Genomic DNA, 20,535 nt, shown 5'->3' on the forward strand with positions numbered 1-20,535 from the left:
TCTCCCGCGCACGATCGGCCGACGGCTCGTGGGAGCCTGCGGCCCCCAGTCGCCGCCGGCGTGCGCGGCCCCCCACAGGTCGACCCTATGGCGCCCGGCCGTCCACCGCTCACGATCTTGACTGACACTGTCACAGCCAGCGGTTATGGTGACTTTCACAGGTGCGCGGCCATCCCCGGGCCGCGGCAGTCACCCAGGACGAGTTCATCGGAGGCGGCGATGAGCGACGACGGCCGTACGTCCGGCGTGCGCCCCACCGGGCCCCCGGGCGGCTTCGACGACCCCGAACCACCCCCGGCCACCGGGCTGCGCGGGCGCTGGTCGGCCCAGGCCACCACGCCGCGCCCGCTGAAGCACCGGCGCACGGCCGACCTCTCCACGCTGGCCTCGCTGGTGCTGGGGCTGCCGTGGTTCCTCTTCAGCCTGACGGTGGTGGGCCTGGGCGGGCTGGGCATCGGCGCGCTGGTCGGCAACACCACCGTCGTGCCGATCCTCGTCATGGTGCTGTGGCTGCTCAGCGGCGTGCTCATCTTCTACCGGCCGGTCGAGGTCGGCGTGGCCCGGTTCATGCTGCGCGCCCGCCGGCCGACGCCCAGCGAGCGCGATCGCATCGAGCACGCCTGGCACGAGGTCAACCGCGCCGCGGGCCGCGACGGCGGCAAGTACCAGTTGTTCATCGAGGACAGCGACGCCCTCAACGCCTACGCCGCGTCCGGGCACATCGTCACCGTCACCCGCAAGACGCTCGAGGCCATGCCGCACCACCACCTGGCCGCGGTGCTGGCGCACGAGCTGGGCCACCACCTCGGCGGGCACGCGTGGAGCAACCTGCTGACCTACTGGTACTCCGTGCCGGCCAGGCTGCTCACCCGCGTGCTGCGGCTGGTGCTGCGCATCGTGGTCGTGCTGTTCTCGACCATCTTCGCCGTGGTGGCGCGCATGCCGGCGCTGGCCTCGTTCATCGCCAAGGTCATCACCTGGTCGCTCATCCTGTTCGTGGTGTTCTTCGTGTCGGTGCTCATGGCGACGGCGGTGCAGTCCGGCCAGACGTGGGCCCCGCCGACGGTGGCGCTGGTGCTGCTGACGCCGGTGATCCTGCCGTGGCTGGCCCGGCGCAGCGAGTACCGCGCCGACCGCGTCGCCGCCAACCTCGGCTACGGCCACGCGCTCATCGAGGTGTTCGAGGACTGGCTGCGCCAGGGCATGGACGACGACCGCCGCAACTTCGTGCTGCGGGCACGGCTGTTCAGCACCCACCCGGCGCTGGCGGCACGCATCAAGAAGCTCGACGCCTATCTGCGGAAGAACGCGTAGGAGCCCCCATGCCGATCCGACGACGCCGCCGCGGCGACACCCCCTGGGACGTGCTGCGCGACGCCCATCCCGACGCCGCCGTCGCCATGGACCGGCTGGTCCAGGACGGCCGGCTCTCCGACGTCGACGCCGCGCGCATCAGCTGGGCGCTCGACACCCGGGCCGAGGACCCGTATGCGCTCGCCCAGCTCGCTGACGAGATCGTGCGCTACGGCCCGGCCGCCCTCTCGCACCCGTCCGCGCTGCACGACCTCCCGGTGCCGCGCATCGCCAAGCACAACCTCGCGGCCGGCCAGGTCCGGCTCGGCCGCACCGTCCAGGACCCGCACGCCGACACCGTCATGACCCAGGACTTCGGCATCGACCACGACGTGCTGCGGACGTCCCTGCTGGTCATCGGGCCGCCGGGGTCGGGCAAGACGCGCGGCTTCGCGCTGCCCATCGTCGAGCACCTGTCGCTGTCGGCGCTGGCCGGGCAGGCCAGCGTCGTCGTGGTCGACCCCAAGGGCGACGACTTCGCGCACGAGGGCTGGTTCGACGTCACCATCGACCCGCTCGAACCGACCACCGGGTTCGACCTCTACGGCGGCACCCAGCACCCCGACACCGCGGCCGACCGCCTCGCCAGCGCCATGCTGCCCCCGTACGTCACCGACGACATGGCCTACTTCATGGACGGCTCGCGCAACGCGCTCTACGCGTGCCTGGCGCCGTTCCACCTGGCGTTCGGTCGCTGGCCCAAGATCCGCGAGATGCTGGCGCTGCTGCGCTCCGAGCAGGGCATGACCGACCAGGTCAAGGCCAGCCTGCGCGGGGCCGAGGGCAAAGAGGCCAAGGCGCTGCTCGACAGCCGCCGCGACCAGGCCACCCGCAACGCCGACCCCGCCGCGTCGCTGGTCGAGCGGTTCCAGCTGCTGGCGCGGCCGCGGCTCATGGAGCTGTTCGACCGCGACAACACCTTCCGCATGCACGACATCAACAAGCCGACGCGCGTGCGGGTGTCGCTGCCCGAGGCCGAGTTCCCCGACGCCACCCGCATCCTCGCCCGCCTGGTCGTGTCGCAGTTCGTGCAGGTCACGTCCGCGCCCGACACCAACCGCAACATCTTCAAGGCGCTCGCCATCGACGAGGCCGGCCGCTTCGTCGACGACTACGTCGCCCGGGGCGTGCAGAAGCTGCGCTCCAACAACGCCGGGCTCATCCTGCTGGCCCAGACCATCAGCGACTTCCCCGTCCAGGTACGCGCGACGGTGTTCGGCTCGGTCGGGTGCAAGGCGGTGTTCGGCGGCATCGACCCCGTCGACGCCAAGGTGTTCTCCGACTGGTTCGGCGACCACTGGGTGGCCGAGATCAGCTACAGCCAGGGCGAGGCGTCCGGTCTGGCCCGCACCAGCGGCAGCTCCCGCGACAGCCGCGGCGGCTGGAACCGCTCCGACGGCGAGACGCGCAACTGGGGCGTCACCAAGGGCACCAACCTGCGCCGGGTCGAGCGGCCGCGCTGGACGGTGTCCGACATCGTCACCCGCATCCCCGCCGGCCATTGCGTCGTCGCCCTCTCCCGCTCCGACGGCACCCGCACCGGCCCGACGCTGATCAACCTGCGCGCCTGACCGCATCTCGGGTCGCCTCACCCAGGCGAAGCGGCGCTGCCCGCCCCATCAACGCGATGTTGGGGCGGGGGTCAGGCCGCACAGTACGGGGAGGGCGGCCTCGGCGAGGCGGGCGCGGCCGGCGTCAGTGAGGTGCAGGTGGTCACCGGAGTCGTACTCGGGCCGCAGCCGGTCCGGGCGGGCCGGGTCGCGCAGGGCGGCGTCGAAGTCGGCGACGGCGTCCAGGTCGGCGGCCGTGCGCAGGTGGGCGTTGGCCGCCTGCCGGATCTCCTCGCGCTCCGGCGTCCACTCCTCGGCGCCGTGGAACGGGGTCATGGTGGCGGCCAGAACGGCGAGGCCGCGGGCCCGGGCTCGGGCGATGACCTCGTCGTAGGCCGCGATGAGCTGCCCGGCCGCCGTCACGCCGCGGGAGAGGTCGTTGATGCCCTCGAACAGCATGAGGGTGTGCACGCCCGGCTGGGTCAGCGCGTCGCGGTCCAGCCGCACCAGCAGCGACGGGCCGAAGCCGTCGACCGTGACGCGGTTGCCGGCCATGCCGGCGTTGAGCAGCGCGAACGGCAGCCCGCCGGCCGATGACCGCAGCGCCGCCGCCACGCGGTCCGGCCAGCGCAGGTTCCGGTCCGGCACGCCGCCGTCGCTGTCGGTGAGCGAGTCGCCGACCACCACGACGGCGCCGTCGGCCTCGGGCCGGTCCAGCGTCAGCCGGTCGAGGAAGAACCAGTGCAGCACCTCGTCGGAGGAGCCGCCGGCCGTGGTGACGGTCGTCGTCTGCGAGGACCGCAGGTGACCCGTCACGGTCTCCACCACGCCCACGACCCGCAGGCCGACCACCACGTCCGTGCCGCCCGTCACCGCGAACGACGGCACCGGGTCGCTCACCGCGAACCCGCCGGCGGCCACGGTCACCGCACCGGCGCCGCCGCCGAACGTCACCTCGCGCGAGCCGGCCGTCACCGCTGAGAACGTCACCGGCGCCGTCCCGAACACGTTCGACAGCCGCAGCCGCACCCCGTCGCCGCCGATGCTGGGCCGGACGACCATCCGCACCGTCACATCGGCCAGCCGGACCTCGTCGAGCAACGCCGTCGCGGTCGTCCAGGCGCCGACCGTCACGAGGCCAGCCGCCGGACGGCGTCCTCGTCGACCGTGATGCCGAGCCCGGGGCCCGACGGGACGGCGATGGCGGACTCCGACGGCGTGAGCGCATCGGCCGCGACCACGGCCAGCGGGTTGCTGCCGATCCAGTACTCCATGATCGCGAAGTTCGGCATCGCCGCCGCGCACTGCACGCTCGCCGCCACGTGGATGGGCGAGCCGATGCTGACGTGCGGCGTCGCCTGGGCGCCGAACGCGTCGGCGAGGGCGGCGATGCGCATGGTCTCGGTGACGCCGCCGGCCCGGCAGACGTCGGGCTGCAGGACGTGCAGGGCGTCGGCCCGCAGGAACGCCAGCGCCCGGTGCCGGGTCGCGAGGCTGTCCAGGGCCAGCGGCACGTCCAGCGCCGCCGCCAGCCGGGCGTAGCCCTGGATGTCCTCCGGCGGCAGCGGCATCTCGAAGAACCCGGCGCCCAGCTCCTGCAGGGCCCGCCCCACGCGCAGCGCCTGCGGCAGCTCGTACTGGCCCGCGGCGTCGGCGAACACCGAGGCCGACGGCCCGAACACCGACCGCACGGTGCTCACGGAGGCGATGTCGTCCTCGGGCGACACCCCGATGGCGACCTTCACCGCGCGGAACCCGCGCGAGCGCAGCCGCTCGGCCTCGGCCCGCACGACCTCCTGGCCGGCGTCGTCGGCCGACCCAGCCGGCACGCCCGACGCGTACACCGGGACGGCGTCGCGGAACCGGCCGCCGAGCAGGGCCCAGAGCGGTCGCTCGACCGTGCGCGCCCAGGCGTCCCAGAGCGCGATGTCGACGCCGGCCAGCGCCTCGAGCCAGAACCCGGAGTCGTGGCCGCGCACCCGCATGCCGGCGTACATCCGCTCCCAGGTGGCGGTGAGCTCGACCAGGCCGCTCCCCAGCACCAGCGGCGCGAGCAGGTCGTCGATGATCGCGGCGGTCGCCCGCCCGCCCACCGGCGCCTTCGCCTCGCCCCAGCCGGTGACGCCGTCGGACGTCGTCACCTTCACCAGCACGGTGTCGATGGTGTCGCTGTAGACGTAGCGGCGCCGGGCCGCCGGCGGGTACTCGACCAGCGGGCGGCCGTGGTCGGCGCTCCAGGTGCGGGCGCCCCAGTAGACCTCCTCGGGCGCCGCGTTCAGGACGAACGTCTCGACCGTCTGGACCTTCATCGGTGCTGCTCCTCCTCGATGCGGTCCAGCACGGCGTGCAGAACCGGCGCCTGGCCCCACGGGAACACCCCGGTGGCCCGGCGCACGTAGTTCTGGTGGTCGCCCACCGGCGTGGCCTCGGACACGACCAGCGCGCCGTCGTCGAGCGCCCCCACGGTAGCGGCGAAGGCCCGGTCGGCCACGGCCGTGTACGAGGCGTCGGCCAGCCCGTGACGCACCGCCCGCCGCAGCCCCCAGGCCACGTACGCGGCGACGCTGTGCTCGACCGGCGAGCCGGGGTCGTCGACGACGGTGTGCCAGCGGCCGCCGTCCTCGTGGGACGCCAGTGCCGTGACCAGCCGGTCCAGCCGGGCCGCCAGTTCGGCATCCGGAACGGCGTGCAGCGTGTCGACCAGCCCGAACAGCGCCCACGCCTGCCCGCGGCCCCAGGCGACGCCGTTGCCGCGCCGGGCCGCGACGTCGTACCCATGGTGGAACAGGCCGTCGTCGCGCTGCAGCACCGCCGCGTACGCCCGCGCGTACGCGACCGCCTCGGCCGGCCGGCCCAGCGCCGCCAGCCCCGGCCCGTCGGTGTGCATGCAGTCGACCCAGAGCGTCGTCGACCACGGCTCGAGGTCGGGCCGGTGCACCCGTGGGCCGCCCGGCCAGGCCTCGGGCGCGCCCAACACCGCGGACACCCACCGCGAGCAGGCGGCGTCGACGGCGGCCGACGGGCGGGCATCGCGCAGTGCCAGCAGCGCCTCCACCGGGATCAGGTGGTCGGCCGGGTCCGGCGCCGCGCTCAGCGCCGGCTCGACCAGCTCCGCCACCCGGTCGGCGTGGGCCGGCTCGCCGAGCACCGCCGACGCCCGGACCAGCCCGGACAGCGTCCCGCCGATGCCGTAGCCCCAGATGGTGACCGGGCAGACGGCGGTCCGGTCCGCGACGGCCCGGGCGGTCTCGATCAGGTCGCTCACAGGGCCTCCGACCGGGCCGCCGCGGTGAGCAGCGCCTGGCTCTCGTCTCGGCTCAGCAGGCCCGCGTCGCGCCACGCCACCGCGGTGTCGCGGACCGCCCGGACCAGTGCGCCGTGGTCGGCGAACGGCCCCCGCGCGTCGACCGCGTCGAGGAAGGTGCAGCCGTCGCCGCCGTCGTGGTTCGCCACGCCCGAGTCGACGCCGCCGAAGCTCACCGTCACCCCGTCGGGGTGGCCGTCCGGGCAGGCGTCGGCGGCCACGACGGTCATCGTCGCCGTCCGGGTGAAGGAGCCCAGCCCGTACGTCACCGTCACGACGTCGCCGGGCGAGGCGCCCAGCGCGTCGGTGTCGAGGGAACCGCGGAACACCGACGACGACGCCGAGACCTGCTGGACCGGCAGCTCCACCGGCGCGCCGGAGCCGACCCGCACCTGCACCGTCGCGCTGTCCAGCGCCGTCGTGTCGAGGTCCAGCGGTGCGGTCAGCTCGACCGCGCCGTCCACCACCCGCAGCGACGTCTCGGCGTCGGCCAGCCAGGCGAGCGACTCGTTCCAGGCGGTGTTGAACGCCACCCAGCCCTCGCTGTGCCCGATGTTGCCGACGCCGGGGGCGTAGGGGAAGTGCGCGTTCTTCGGCGACCCGTCCAGCACGCCGGGCACCCCCTGCAGCAGCCCGGCGCCGCCCTGGTACTCGCTGAACCAGCCGAGCTCGGCGCCCTCGAAGCCCCACTGCGTCGTCGCCGCACGGTACGACGCGTGCCGGCCGGTCGGGTTGCGGCCGAAGACGTTGTCGACGGCGGCGACGGCGATCTCGCGCAGCCGCCCCGCCAGCGCCGGGTCGTCCACCACGCTCGCCGCGGCCAGGGCCGGCGCGGCGAGGCCGGCGATGTTGCCGGTCTCGTTGGGGTCGCCGGCGCCGCCACCGGCGAACGACGGGATGGTCCACCGGTCGTCGGAGTACTTGCGGAAGTCCCAGAGGTTGTCCGACCGCCCGACGGCCACCGCGGCCCAGTCCGCGATCTTCGCCTCCGTCCCGGCCGGCGCCTCGGACGGGTGCCGGCGCAGGAAGTCGACCAGCGCCGTCACGGTCACGTGCTCGGACATCCGCTGGCCCTTGGTGGTGCGGGGGTCGGTCCAGTCGAGGTTCTCGACGATCCAGGCGGCGTTGCGCCGGGCGGCGTCGAGGTACGCCGGCGCGTCGTCCCGGCCCTCGCGCAGCGCCACGTCGTACATGTCGAGGTTCGCCCGGATCGAGTGGCCGGGCGGGAGCTCGCCCTTGCCGGTGCCGACCTGCGTGTAGGTCTGGAAGAGGTCGGCGGTGTGCGGGGTGTAGTCGTAGGCGGACGTGAACCGGTCGTGCGGCGCGTGCCCCCACAGCGGGAACAGGTAGTCGCGGGCGTCCTCGTACATCTGGGCGGGGATCCACTCGGCCAGGTCCGGGTAGGCGCGCAGGAACGCGGCCAGCTGCTCCTTCCAGAGCGTGTGGTTGACGTCGTGCGCCAGCATCCGGTCGACGCCCCAGGCGATCAGCCGCACCACCTCGGGGGTGTCGGCGGGCAGCTCGTAGGCCATGCCGGCGTAGACGGCGTCGTCGAAGCGCAGCCCTTCGAACGCGCTCGGGTTGGCCGAGAACAGGTCGATGAGCGTGGGCACCTCGAACGAGTAGGTGTCGCCGTCGCGCCACATGACGCTCCACCGGCATCGGGGCGTGTGCCAGCCCACGTCGGAGGCTGCGGCGTTGCCGAAGTAGCAGCGCGATCCCGTCATGAAGGCGAGGGCGTTCTCGTAGGACACCCGCTCGATCCAGGCCGGGCCGATGCCGAACGGCACCGACTCGCCCTCCCCCGCGGCACCCGAGACGAGCACGCGGTAGTCGCCCTCGCCGGCGGGCGGCCGGAAGTCGCTGAAGTCGCCGATCCCGCCTGTCACCGTCCCGGCGAACCGTTCCGCCCCGGACGAGTCGACGACGGTGAACGTGGCGCCGTCCTCGGCCTTCGGCGCGGTGAACCGCTTCGGCAGGCCGGTGTTGAAGCCGCTCTGGTTGAGGATGACCGGTTGTGCCTCGCCCGGTGTCCCGGGGCCGGTCCAGTCGCAGCCGGTGGGCTGGGCCGGGTGGTCGTCGGGCACCTCGGTCAGCGGGTAGACGGCGATCGAGGCGATGGACGTGCGGGACCGGTACACGCCCAGGCCAATGCTGCCGCCGGTGCCGCCGGCCCGGACCGCCGCCACCCTCTCGCCGTCGACCTCGACCGCGAGGATGCCGCCCGCCCGCCGCATCGTGACGTCGAACCACTCCCCGGTCTCCAGTGCGGGAGCGGATCCGACGCATTCGGCGGCGCCGATCGGCCGGGCCATGCGGATGGTGGACAGGCCGGCCACCTGCAGCGACACGTTGCCCGACCGGGGTCCGGAGGTGTCCGTCCAGTCGGTCAACACATTGAGCGGCACGGCGTCGGCGGCGCCGAAGGCGTCGATGCGCGCCCGCACCCGGATCTCGTACTGCTCCGGCAGCACGACGGCCGGGTCCGGCGTGATGTAGCGGCCCGAGGCCTCCGTGATCGTGTCGACGGTGGTGTAGCTGAACTCGGTGCCGCCCACGGTCCACTCGTCCAGCGCGCCGGTTACGGCCCGCCAGCCGCTCATGCCGGCGGAGAAGTCGTCGGCGAACAGCCATTCGTCGTCGGCGGCGGCCGGCCCGACGGTGAGGCCGGCGGCCGCGAGGGCGGCCACGGTCACCGGGACGGCGAGCCTGCGGAGTCTGGTCATGGGAGTCTCCTCGAGCTCACGGGACGGGGACGAAGCGGACGGCGGACGCGCGGGTGTAGCCGCCGGATACGGCCGTGAGCACGACCGTGGCGCCGGTACCGGTGGCGAACTCCCAGGTGCCGAGCGGCACCCACGAGCCGCCCTGGGCCTTCTGGTCGACGGTGACCTCGGCGGTCCCGCCCGGGTGCGTGACGGCGAACCGGGCGTTGGTCGTGGTGTTGGCGTCGGCCGGGAACCAGGCCTGCACCTCGTACCGGCCGGACTCGGGCAGCAGCGCCGTCCAGGTCGCGGTGTCGCCGCGCGTGTTGCTGTACAGCGAGCCGGCGCCGTCGGGCCCGGGCAGGCTGCTGGCCGACCACGTGCCCGCCGCGGCGAACGGGACGGTGCCGTCGGGCCGCGGCTCGGTGTCGCCGACGGTGACGGTGACGGTGCAGTTCTGCGGCTCGTCGACGACGACCGGCTCGGACGGCGTGCCGATGCGCCCGTCGGCCAGCGACGCCACCGTGTAGCTGCCGCCACTGCGCCCGGCCGGGCCGATCACGACCGACGTGTCCGTGGTGACCGCTGCCGTCGTCGTGGCGCCGCAGGCCGCCCGGGTGACCAGGTAGCCGCCCGCGCCGTCGACGGCGTCCCAGCTGAGCACCCCGTCGTCGACGGCGAGCCCGCTCGGCGCCGCCGGCGGTTGCGCACCCGCGGCCGAGGCGGTGCGGAACTGCGCCGTCCACGGACGGGACAGCCCGGTCGCGGTCTCGGCCCGGACGGTGACGGTGTAGGCCCGGCCGGACTCGAGGCCGGTGATCGGCAGCAGGCCGACCGCGGCCCGCTCGACCGTGAACTCGCCGCGTCCCGCGGCGCCCGGCCCGGCGACCCGGACGTGGTACCGCTCGACGCCCGCGGGCGGCGTCACCCGGACACCGGCGGTCGTGGCGCCGGCCAGCACGCCGTGGGCCGTGAGCTCGGGGACCGACCGCGCCGTCAGCGTGGTGGCGGCCAGCGGCTCGCTCCACATTCCGGCCGTGCCGTCGGCCTCGATGCGGCGCAGCCGCACCTCGTACGCCCGCCCGCCGTCGAGCTCGACGCGGGTCGAGCCCCGCAGAGCGGTCTCGTACCGGCGCACCTCCTCGCCGGTGCCGGCGTCGGTGACCTCGACCTCGTAACGGCCTCCGGCACGCCCGTCGGAGTAGCCGAGCACGAGCCCGGACTCGACCGGGACCACCGTGGCCAGCCGCGGAGGCAGTGCCCCGGCCTCGGCGCCGGCCGGCTCGGCGGTCACCGCGGCGGCCGCCGTCGTGCCCGCGCCGTTGACCGCCGCCACGACCACCTCGACCGGCGCGCCGGCGGGCAGCCCCGTGAGGTCGGCGAACGCCTCGACGGTCTCGACGGTGGCGACGACCTCGCCGTCGACCCGCGCCGTCACGCGGTACGAGTCGGCGCCCGGCACCGTCGCGTAGCGGACCCGCACCGAGCCGGCCGCCTCGACGACCGACTCCACGTGCGGCGCCGCCGGTGCCCGCACGGCCGCCGTCGCGACCGCCACCTCGTGTCCCGTGGGCGAGAGCAGACTCACCCGCTGGGTCACCGCGGTGCCGTCGTCGGTCCAGCGCACCGGCAGCCGGAGCACCGGGTCGCCCGGCGCGACGTCCGGCAGGTCGAGCAGGCGGCCGTCGACCACGTCGCCCGCGGCGTCGGTGGCCTGCCAGGCCAGCCGGTAGCCGCGCAGAGTGAAGGCCGGGGCGTCCGACGCCAGGTCGCCGCGAGGCGTGAGCGACAGCATGCCGATCCGCGGCCCGGCGCCGCCGGACCCGCCGGAACCGTCGGTCACCGCGAGCCCGGCGACCGGGGCGTTCGCGGCCTGGACCTGCGTGTACGCCCGCTTCAGCCGGCCCCACACGTCGGCGACACCCCAGCCGCGCACCTGGTTGGGCGAGGAGCCGCCGTAGTCGCTGCGGTAGTCGTTGTACGTCCACTGCGACCACCCGACCAGCCAGGGCCGGTCGGCGAAGGCCGGGGTCAGCGATCCGGCTCCGGTGCGGAAGTCCAGGTGCTCGCGCGTGACCGGGAAGGTGAAGCTGTCCGGGCTGTACTCGGAGAAGAAGATCGGCTTGTCCGGCCACAGCCGGTGAGCGTGGTCGGCGTTCTGGGTGAACCCGCCGTAGGAGTTGATGCTGACGAAGTCCATGTAGTACGAGCCGTCGTCCTCGGGCTGCTGCGCGTGGACGTAGGAGTTGCTGACCTGGGTGACGAAGCGGGTCGGGTCCAGCTCGCGCACGAACTGCGCCATCACCCGGTCGTACTCGCGGCCCACCGGGGTGTGCGCGGCGATCTCGTTGCCGACGGAGTACGCGAACACACTCGGGTGGTTGGCGTCGCGGTGCACCATCTCGGTCAGCTCGGCCTGGATGGAGGCGTACCCGGCCGGTGAGATGTCGCGGTTGCCGCCCCACACGGGCACCTCGCTGATGAGCAGCAGGCCGATTTCGTCGGCGTAGTCGAGCAGCTCGATCGCCTGCGGCACGCAGTTGAGCCGCATCATGTTCGCCCCGGCGCCCTTCATCCGGTCCAGGTCGCGGCGGACCAGCGCGGTCGGCTCGGTGTTGCCGGACACGCGGTCGTCCTGCACGCGGTTGTAGCCGGACAGCCGGACGGGCTCGCCGTTGAGCAGGATCGAGGTGCCGTCGATCTCGACGCTGCGGATGCCGAACCGCTCGCTGACGGCGTGCCCGCCGGCCGCGCCGTCCAGCGTCGTCTCGAACCGGTAGAGCGCCGGGTGGTCGACGGACCACAACTCGTACGACCCGGCCGCCAGCCGCGCGGTCAGCTCCGCGGTCGCCGTCCCGCCGGCCGGCACCGTGACCGTGGCCGTCAGCGCGCCGCCGGCGGCCGGCAGGGTCTCCTCGCGATCGGGGTCGGTGAGCCTGCCGGTGACGGTGACCGTGCGGTCGGTGTCGCCGCTGTTGGAGAGCACGACCGCCGAGGTGACGGTCCCGGTGCCCAGGTCGAGGTCGGGGGTGGCCACGACGGTCTGCCGATCGATGCGCACGTCGCCGGTGGTGACCAGCGAGACCGACCGCGAGATGCCGCCCCACGGCCACCAGGCGCCCTGGGCGAAGCGGTTGTCGGCCTCGACGGTGACGACGTTCTCGCCGTCGGCGAGCAGGTCGGTGACGTCGAACCCGAACGGCGTGTAGCCGGCGTGGTGCTCTCCGAGCAGCCGGCCGTTGAGCCACACCCGCGAGTCCCAGTACACCGCACCGAACTCCAGCCGCACCCGTTCGCCGCCGGCCGGGGCGGACGCCTCGAACGAGCGCTGGTACCAGGCCTTGCCGCGGTGGTTCGCGTATCGGTCGTGTACGTCCCAGTTGCCGGGGACGGTGATGGTGTCCCACTCGCCGTCCGGGTCGGTGCGGAAGTCCCACTCCCCGTCCAGGCTGACGACGTCCTCACCGGCGACGGCGACCCGCGACGGCAGGTCGGTGGTCGGCAGTCCGGCGACGGCGTCGGTCGCGGTCGCCGGCACGACCGCGACCGAGGCCTGCTCGGCGAAGGCGCCGTAGCCGTAGGACACCGTGACGACGTCGCCGGGCGCCGCGCCGAGCGCCGCCGGGTCCAGCGTCGCGCTCGACGTCGTGGCGTTGGCGCCGTCCTGCCGCACCGTCAGCGTGACCGGGTCTCCGTCGCCGACGACGGCCCGGACCTCGCCGGTGTCGAGCGCGGCCGGGTCGAGGTTCAGTGGCGCGGTGAGCCGGACGATGGCCGTGCGGCCCGCGGGGATCTCCGTGACCGCCGAGCCGGACGCGTCGACGACGGCGACCGACGACGCGTCGGCCGCGCGCCAGGCCAGCGCCTCGTTCCAGGCGGTGTTGAAGGTGACCCAGCCCTCGGAGTGGCCGATGTTGCCGACCTCCGGGTGGTACGGGTAGTGCGCGTTCTTCGGGCTGCCGTCGAGCACGCCGCGCGCGCCCTGCAGCCGGCCCGCGCCGCCCTGGTACTCGGAGTACCAGCCCAGCTCGACGCCCTCGAAGCCCCACTCCTCGGTGGCACCGCGGAACGCGGCGTGCCGGCCGGTGGGGTTGCGGCCGAAGACGTTGTCGACGTGGGCGGTGGCGATCTCGCGCAGCCGCGCGGCCAGCGGGTCGTCGCCGAGCACCTGCGCGGCGGCCAGCGCCGCGGCGGGGAAGCCGGCGACGTTGCCGGTCTCGTTCGGGTCCTCGGCGCCGCCGCCGGTGAACGACGGGATCGTCCAGCGCTGGTCGGAGTAGCGGCGGAAGTCCCAGAGGTTGTCCGAGCGATCCGCCGCCACCCGCGCCCACGCCGCGACGAACTCCGCGGTGCCGGCCGGCGCCTGGTCCGGGTGCGTCGCCAGGAACCGGGCCAGGCCGGTGATCAGGTGGTACTCGCCCTGGCGCTGGCCCTTGCTGATCGCGGGGTCGGCGGGGTCGACGTTCGCGATGATCCAGGCCGCCTGGTTCCGCGCCGCCGTCAGGTAGGCGGACGCGTCGGACCGGCCCTCGCGCAACGCCACGTCGTACATGTGCAGGTTCGGCAGCACGGAGTGGCCGACCGGGAACTCGCCCTTGCCGGTGCCGATCTGGGTGTAGGTCTGGAACAGGTCGGCGGTGTGCGGCGTGTAGTCGTGCCAGGCGTACCGGTTCTTCGCGTCGTCGCCCCAGATCGGGAACAGGTGGTCGCGGGCGCGCTCGTAGACCGACCGCGGGATCCACTCCTCGAAGTACGGGTAGGCGGCCAGGAACGCCGCGAGCTGCTCCTTCAGCAGCGTGTGGTTGACGTCGGCGTCGAGGTACACCTCGACCGCCCAGTGGATGAGCCGGACGATCTCGGGGGTGTCCGCGGGCAGCTGGGTCGGCAGGCCCTCGTACACCGCGTCGGGGTCAGTGATGCGCCGGAACGCCGACGGGTTGGCGAGGTACAGGTCGATGAGCGTGGGCAGCTCGTAGGACATCTGGTGCGAGTCGCGCCAGGCCACGCCCAGCGAGCAGTTCTGCCCGTCGGTGCCGCCGTGCACGAACGCGGCGAAGTCGCCGTAGTAGCAGCGCACGTCGGTCATGAAGCCGAGCGCGTTGCGGTAGGAGACCCGCTCGATCCAGTCCGCGCCGATGCCGAACGGCACGGAGGTCGCGGTGCCGTTCTCGCCGGTGACGGTGACGGTATACGGCCCGGTCCCGGCCGGCCGGAAGCCGGTGAAGTCGCCGACGCCGCCGTCGACGGTCCCCTCGAACAGCGTGGCGCCCGCTGCGTCCTCGACGGTGAACGCGGCGCCGTCCTCGGCCAGCGGCGCGGTGAACCGCTTGGCCTGGTCGACGTTGTAGCCGCTCTGGTTCACCAGTACCGGCTGGTCGTCGTCGGGGTCGCCTGGCGGGCTCCAGTCGCAGCCGGTGGCCTCGGTCGGGTGGTCGGCCGGCACCTCGTCGAGCGTGCGTACCTCGATCGCGTCGAACGAGGCCTTGGCGTGGTAGACGCCGAGGCCGACGGTGCCGCCGGCCTGCGGGGACGCGACGGCGGCGACCCGCTCGCCGTCGACCTCGACCACGGAGACGCCGTTGGCCCGGCGGATCGTGAGGTCGTGCCACTCGTTCAGCCGGGTCGGCACCGGGCCGGAGCAGACGGTGCCGCTGCCGAGCGGGCGGGCTACCTGGATGGTCCCGGCGCCGGTCAGCTGCGCGGCCAGGTTGCGCTGGTTGGCCGCCAGCGGCGCGCGCCAGTCGGTCAGCAGGTTGACGGTCGGGCTGGCCGAGGCGGCCTCGAACCGGACCCGCGTGGTCACCTCGTACTGCGCGGGCAGCTCGACGGCGGCCGACGGCGCCAGGTACCGCCCCGACGACTGCTGCCGGGTGTCGATGCCGACGACGCCGTCGGCGGCGGTCCACTCCGACGTCGCGCCGGTGACGGCCTGCCAGCCGCCCAGGCCGCCGCTGAAGTCGTCGGCGAAGATCGTCTCGGCGGCGGCCGGTGCGGCGGGCGTGGCCGTTGCGGCGGGCACGGCGGTGAGCGCCAGCGGTGCGATCAGGAGCGCCGGCAAGGCCAGCGCGAGCGGAGCACGCATCAGGACCCCTCCTCGTAGACCTCGACCTCGAAGACCCGCGTGACGTCGATGGTGCTGCCGGACGGGTCGGTGATGGAGAGCCGGACCTGGTCACCGGTGACGCCGGCGCCGTCGGCCACCACGCGGTGGTCGACGTTGCCGGTGAACGCGGCGAGCTGCTGCCAGCCGGCGGGCGTGCGGACCTCGACGGTGAAGTCCTTCAGCGTCGTGGTCGGGTCGTGGTTGGTGTTGACGTAGCCGGAGTAGACGTCGACCTCGGCGATGTCGACAGGCCGGCCGAGGTCGACGACCAGCCAGGGCGCGGCGTCGCTCTCGGCCGAGAGCCAGCGGCTGGCGTCGGCGAACCCGCCGTCGACGGCCAGCGCGCCGCCGGTGTTCGCCCGCAGCTGCGACGAGACCGTCACGGGCCGGCCCAGGGCGACGTTGACGCCCGGCGGGACGGCGACCGCCTTGGTCTGGCCGAGCTCGCGCTCGGTGCCGTAGTGGCGGTACCGGGCGGTGACGCCCAGCGTGGCGGCGCCGGGGGTGGTGTCGTCGGCCGGCGCGGTGACCTGCCACGTCACGGTCGCGGTCGCGCCGGGGGCGAGCACGCCGCCGGCCGCCGAACCGGACGCCGGGGTGGCCGTCCAGCCGTCGGGCAGCTCGAGATCGATCGCCAGCCGGTTCAGCGGCGCCGCCGAGGTGCTGCGCACGGTGACGGACAGCGGCGTCGCGACGCCGCGCGGGTAGGACGCCGCCGCGGCGAGCGTGAGCGTCGCGCCGGGCCGGTCGCCCGGGCGCACCGGGAAGGCCTGGTTCGTGAACGCGACGTCGGTGTTGTGGTCCAGCCAGTGCGTCAGGTAAGTGCGGGCGGCCAGCAGCGCCACCCACTGCTCGCGGCCGGAGTAGGTGTCCTCCGACGCCGCGCCGTAGGTCCGGCCGTCGTCGAACCGGGCCTGCATGTCCAGCACCCGCTGAGCGTGCGCGGCGGCCCAGTCGGCGGCCGGCACGTCGCTGCCCGCGTCGAACCCGTAGGAGTCCGCGAGCGTGTCCAGCAGCAGGAAGTGCATCTGCCGCGACGTGCCCCAGTCGTTGCCCTGCGGGTAGTAGACGTCCGCGGTGGCCGCGCCGGCGGCGTCGCGCACGTAGATGGTGCCGCCGGGAGCAGCATTCGGCGGCGCGGCGAACACGTGGTCGGCCAGCGCCTCGTAGACGACGCCGGCGTTGTGCAGCGCCGCCCGCGGGGTGTCGCGGCCGGCCAGCGCGTACGCGAGCGGCGCGCCGACGCTGTTGGCGATGCTGGTGAAGTAGTCGGGGTGGATGCGGCTGTGGTTGACCAGCGTGCCGTCGGCGAAGATGTTCGAGCCGTTCAGCCAGTCGCTCAGCGGCTTCCCGTTGACCTCGGTGTCCTCGAGCTGGTCCCCCGGCCGCGAGTAGGCCGAGATCATCAGCTCCAGCGCCTTGTCCTGCCAGACCGCGACGTTCGGGTTCGCCGGCATCATCGCGACGGCCAGGTTGAGGAACGCCGCGTTCCAGGCGTTCTCCTCGGCCTTGCTGTCCCCGGGCGTGACGACGGTGCCGTCGGGGCGCTGGTAGTAGGGCACGGTGTAGTCGAGGAACACGTCGGCCTCGGCGCGCACCATGCGGGCCAGCCGCTCGCGGTCCGCGCCGGAGAGGTCGTCCCAGAGCAGCCAGCCGCCGAACGCGGCGTTGAACGCCCAGAGCGCGCTCTGCCACTCGGTGCCCCAGCCGCCGGCGGAGTTCGCCTCGTGCCGGTAGGCGATGGACGTGATGAGCCGGACCGCCACCTCGCGGGCCTGCTCTTCGGGCACGCCGGTGGCCGCGGCGTCGTAGGCGCCGGTCGCGAGGACGGTGGCCAGGCCCAGGGCGGCGCTGCCGGGCGGGCGGATGTGCCCCTCGCCGACGCCGCCCAGGTCCAGGTACTCACCGGTCTGGGCCCCGTAGCGGGCCGGGAACCAGGTCCGCAGGGTGTACTCGCTGGAGTTGAGCAGGATCGCGCGGGTGCGCTCGGCCTGCGCGTCGCCGGGCAGTCCGGCGTCGAACCGGTCCCAGTCGATCGGCGCGACGGCGTCGGCGGCGGGCGTCGCGGCGACGGCCGACGGAGCAGGTCCCGCAACGGCCGCCACCGGCAGGACAGCGGCGAGAACGAGGCCGGCGAGCCGGCGAAGTGGTGCGGACAACGGTGTCCTCCTGACGCGTGGGGGGTCGGGCGGGTCGCTGGCAGCCGGACGGGGTACGGCGTCCGGCCCCAGCCCCTAGAGGTCCGAGCGGAAGCGGTACTTGCCCGAGCCGACCTCGTAGACGGCGCATCCGTCTCGCTCCTCGACGAACCGGACGCCGTCGGCACGGTCGGCTGGACGCCTGCCTTCGGTGACGCTGCCGGCATCCGAGGTGGGGACGTGGACGGTCGCCGTCGCGTTGACAGGAATGGTGACCTCGAGCGCGAAGGTGCCGTCGGCGTGTTCCCACTCGGTTTCGATCTCGCCGCGGATCGACTCGTACGTCGTCTTGGCCTCGTCGACGCCCCCGGGGTAGGGGCGGACGACGAACCTCTCGTAACCCGGCCCGGACGGGTCCGGGGAGATGCCGGCGACGTGGCTGTAGAACCACTCGTCGACGGTTCCCAGCATGTAGTGGTTGTTGGAGCCGGGCCTGATGGGCCAGCGTGACGGAATCGTCGTCGCTCCGTTCTCGATCCAGTGGCCCCAGCTGGGCTCCGTGGTCTGGCCGGCGAGACGGTGCGCGATGTCATGGTGGCCGTGCTCGGACAGCACCGGCAGCAGGACGCTGGTGCCCAGGATTCCGGTGTTGAGATGCCAGCCGCGGGCCTCGATGTCGTCGACCAGGCTCTGGACCACCGACGCCTGATGTGCCTCGGGGACCAGGCCGAAGGCGATCGGCACGGCATTCGACGTCTGCTTGTACTCGAACCCCTCGAAGGTGTCGTAGTAGCCGTCGTCCTCGTCGAAATAGACGGCGTTGAAACGGTCCCGCACGTGGTCGGCCACGGTGGTGTAGTGCTCGGCGTCGGCGGTGTTGCCGAGAACGGTGGCGATGCGTGCCATCTCGCGCAGCGACTTGTAGAAGTAGGCGGTGCCGACCAGGCGCCTGTCCTCCTCGGGGTTGGATCCGAACGGTGACGCGTGGTCCCCGTACTGCTCGACGCTCATGATCCCGTCGTCGAGCAGGGACTCCATGAAGTCCATGTACCTGGTGAGGAACTCGTAGTGATCGGTCAGCACGGTGCGGTCGCCGTAGTCGGTGTACAGCGACCAGACCAGGGCCGGAAGCACTCCGGTCCAAGCAGCGGAGATGCTGGTGGAGCGGGAGTCGTTCGGCCATGGGGCGACGACGGTCACCCTCCCGAGCCCTCGCGCGCGGTCGTCACTCCGGTTCTGTGCGGTGTCGACCTGGTTGTCCTCGAAATCGTCCAGCCACTTCTTGAAGAAGGCGGCCATGTCGAAGTTGTAGAGCATCGTCGGCAGCGCCACGTGCGCGTCACCGGACCAGCCGCGCCGCTCGAAGGTCGGGCTGTCAGTCGGCATGCCGTGCAGGTTGTTGAGGATGGTGGCACGCATCGCGTGGTGGATCCGGCCGTAGAACTCGTTGGACGACTCGAAGTCGCCGACCGAGTCGACGGCGTTGTGGACCTCGCGGCCCGTGATGGTGTCGGTGGTCGGCGGCTCAAGCAGGCCCTCCACCTGGACGTACCGGAAACCGGTGTAGCTGAACGAGGGCTCCCAGACCTCCGTGCCCTGGCCGTCGAGGATGTAGATGTCGAGCTGCCCGGCCGCGTCGCTGCGGTCGGGGTCGTAGTGCCCGAGATTGCTCACCGTCCCGTCGTCGTTCAGCTCCTCGCCGTACAGCATTCTGACCTCGGTGCCGGCCGCACCGGAGACCGACAGCCTGGCCCAGCCGGCCGTCGTCCGGCCCATGTCGAACACGTGGACACCGGGATTCGGCTCCGTGATGCGCACCGGCTCGACGTCGGTCGCCGTCACAGGGGGGATCGACTGCGCCCGAACCAGCGGCGCCGGCGGCGAGAGGACCGCGGCGCTCGACCAGTTCGCCGCCTCGTAGGCGGGCGTCGCCCAACCCGGCTGCTCGCGCCGGGCGTCGTAGGTCTCGCCGGTGGCGATGTTGTCGTAGACGGTCGGCCCCTCGGTCACCCGCCAGCTTCCGTCCGAGGCCACCGTCTGGGTGGTGCCGTCGGTGTATTCGACCTCCAGCTGCAGCAGCAGCTTGGTGTCGTCGACGAAATCCGCGCCCCCGGCCGGGACGACGAACCCGAGGTGACCTCGGCCCAGCTCGGCGCCGATCGCGTTGGCACCCGGCCTGAGCTGGTCGGTCACGTCGTGGGTCGAGTACAGCACCCGCCTGTTGTAGTCGGTGAACGCCGGATCCAGGTGACGGTCACCGATCCGCTCACCGTTGAGGAAGTAGTTGCCGTATCCGAGCCCGCTCACGTAGAGCCGTGCACGGCTGACCGGCTTGGTGACGGTGAACTCCTGGCGAAGCAGCGGTGCCGGCGGATGGGTCGGCCGAAGCCGAACCTGGTTCGGCCATGGCCCCTCCCCGTAGGCCGCGACCTCGAGCGCCTCGGACCAGCCGGAGTCGTCGAAACCCGGCCGGTTCCAGCCCGGCTCGTTCTGCTGCGACACTGGCCAGGACGAGTCCGTCAGGACCTCGACGCGCTGACCGCCGGTCAGCTCGACGACGAGTTTGGCGACCAGGCCCGCCGGGCCGACGTACCGGTTGCGGGCCAACACCGCCAGGGTGTTGGACCCAGGGGTCAGCAGGTCGGCCAGGTCGACCTCGATGGCCATGCGACCGCCGAAGACCCTCGAGTGCGAGCGGGCGGCTTCCGTGCCGTTGACGTACAACACGAACGTGTCATCCGCGGCGAGGACCATCACGGCCCGCTCCACGGATTGCGCCGGCAACTCCACCGTCCGGCGGAAGTAGCGCGTGCCGGCGGGCACCGAGCTCGCCGGATCGCCCTCGGGGTTCCAGATCCAGGAGGCCCCGGCCGGATTGTCGGGCCCCTCGGGCATACCGATCCACTCGGCCTCCCAGTCGGACTCGTCGAGCAGCCCCATCTCCCACCAGGACGTGTCGCTCCACCCCGACCGATCACCGTCGCCGTCGGCCACCTGGACCCGCCAGAAATATCGTCCGCCGGACCCCAGATCCGGACCTGCGTACGCGACGTTGACCGACTGCGACGACGACACCCAGCCGGAGTCCCAGACGTCCGGCCGGTCTCGGGTCAGCCGATCCGCCGTGGACGCCACCTGGAGCCGATAGGCGCCCTGCACCTGTGCTCGCTCCGAGGACTCCAGCACCCAGCTCAGGAGGGGATGCGGCTCATCGATTCCCAGCGGCTCGTGCGCATACTCCACCGTCAGGTCGGCCACGGCGATGTCCGGGGTCGCAGCTGCCGGCGGCTGCGGCAGTTGCGGGATCGACGCCAGGAACAGCGCCGCCAGCACCGGTACGACGAATGATCGGTGTCGAAGCATGATGCCTCCGGGTGGTCAC

The 20,535-nt window shown here is 73.3% G+C and carries 9 protein-coding genes; 2 read left to right on the top strand and 7 right to left on the bottom strand.

Going from position 1 to position 20,535, the window contains the following annotated elements; all coding sequences use genetic code 11:
* Window positions 1-219 precede the first annotated feature (219 nt).
* Both HD601_RS01055 and HD601_RS01060 read left to right on the top strand, forming a co-directional pair.
* On the top strand, window positions 220-1,314 hold the full coding sequence (locus HD601_RS01055; protein WP_184818508.1) for a M48 family metalloprotease: 1,095 nt from the start codon (window positions 220-222) through the stop codon (window positions 1,312-1,314).
* Window positions 1,315-1,322: 8 nt separating this feature from the next.
* A complete protein-coding gene (locus HD601_RS01060) occupies window positions 1,323-2,924 on the top strand; it encodes a type IV secretory system conjugative DNA transfer family protein (RefSeq protein WP_184818510.1) in 1,602 nt (533 codons plus the stop codon).
* 48 nt (window positions 2,925-2,972) lie between these two features.
* On the opposite strand, the gene HD601_RS01065 is transcribed toward HD601_RS01060, so the two are convergent.
* The 7 genes from HD601_RS01065 to HD601_RS01095 form a co-directional block, all read right to left on the bottom strand.
* Window positions 2,973-4,037, bottom strand: a complete 1,065-nt coding sequence (locus tag HD601_RS01065) for a GDSL-type esterase/lipase family protein (protein ID WP_184818512.1) — start codon at window positions 4,035-4,037, stop codon at window positions 2,973-2,975.
* A complete protein-coding gene (locus HD601_RS01070; RefSeq protein ID WP_184818514.1) occupies window positions 4,034-5,212 on the bottom strand; it encodes a mandelate racemase/muconate lactonizing enzyme family protein in 1,179 nt (392 codons plus the stop codon). Before HD601_RS01070 ends, HD601_RS01065 begins: the two co-directional genes overlap by 4 nt.
* A complete protein-coding gene (locus HD601_RS01075) occupies window positions 5,209-6,168 on the bottom strand; it encodes a glycoside hydrolase family 88 protein (protein ID WP_184818516.1) in 960 nt (319 codons plus the stop codon). Before HD601_RS01075 ends, HD601_RS01070 begins: the two co-directional genes overlap by 4 nt.
* Window positions 6,165-8,933: an early set domain-containing protein gene (locus tag HD601_RS01080; RefSeq protein WP_184818518.1), complete on the bottom strand. Its 2,769-nt coding sequence runs from the start codon at window positions 8,931-8,933 to the stop codon at window positions 6,165-6,167. Before HD601_RS01080 ends, HD601_RS01075 begins: the two co-directional genes overlap by 4 nt.
* 16 nt (window positions 8,934-8,949) lie before the next feature.
* Complete coding sequence (locus tag HD601_RS01085) at window positions 8,950-14,994, bottom strand: golvesin C-terminal-like domain-containing protein (RefSeq protein ID WP_184818520.1); 6,045 nt, start codon at window positions 14,992-14,994, stop codon at window positions 8,950-8,952.
* Window positions 14,994-17,174, bottom strand: coding sequence for an NEW3 domain-containing protein (locus HD601_RS01090; RefSeq protein WP_184818522.1), 2,181 nt, complete (start codon window positions 17,172-17,174; stop codon window positions 14,994-14,996). Before HD601_RS01090 ends, HD601_RS01085 begins: the two co-directional genes overlap by 1 nt.
* Before the next feature lie 75 nt (window positions 17,175-17,249).
* The gene (locus HD601_RS01095) at window positions 17,250-20,516 is read right to left on the bottom strand and encodes a family 78 glycoside hydrolase catalytic domain (protein ID WP_184818524.1); all 3,267 of its coding nucleotides are present in this window, start codon (window positions 20,514-20,516) and stop codon (window positions 17,250-17,252) included.
* Window positions 20,517-20,535 lie beyond the last annotated feature (19 nt).

The organism is Jiangella mangrovi, from assembly GCF_014204975.1.
Classification (GTDB): Bacteria; Actinomycetota; Actinomycetes; order Jiangellales; family Jiangellaceae; genus Jiangella; species Jiangella mangrovi.

Excerpts from the sequence above, each read along its gene's own strand:
- HD601_RS01070 (WP_184818514.1), bottom strand. The coding sequence starts at position 5,212 with ATGAAGGTCCAGACGGTCGAGACGTTCGTCCTGAACGCGGCGCCCGAG.
- HD601_RS01095 (WP_184818524.1), bottom strand. The coding sequence starts at position 20,516 with ATGCTTCGACACCGATCATTCGTCGTACCGGTGCTGGCGGCGCTGTTC.
- HD601_RS01080 (WP_184818518.1), bottom strand. The coding sequence starts at position 8,933 with ATGACCAGACTCCGCAGGCTCGCCGTCCCGGTGACCGTGGCCGCCCTC.
- HD601_RS01055 (WP_184818508.1), top strand. The coding sequence starts at position 220 with ATGAGCGACGACGGCCGTACGTCCGGCGTGCGCCCCACCGGGCCCCCG.
- HD601_RS01060 (WP_184818510.1), top strand. The coding sequence starts at position 1,323 with ATGCCGATCCGACGACGCCGCCGCGGCGACACCCCCTGGGACGTGCTG.
- HD601_RS01085 (WP_184818520.1), bottom strand. The coding sequence starts at position 14,994 with ATGCGTGCTCCGCTCGCGCTGGCCTTGCCGGCGCTCCTGATCGCACCG.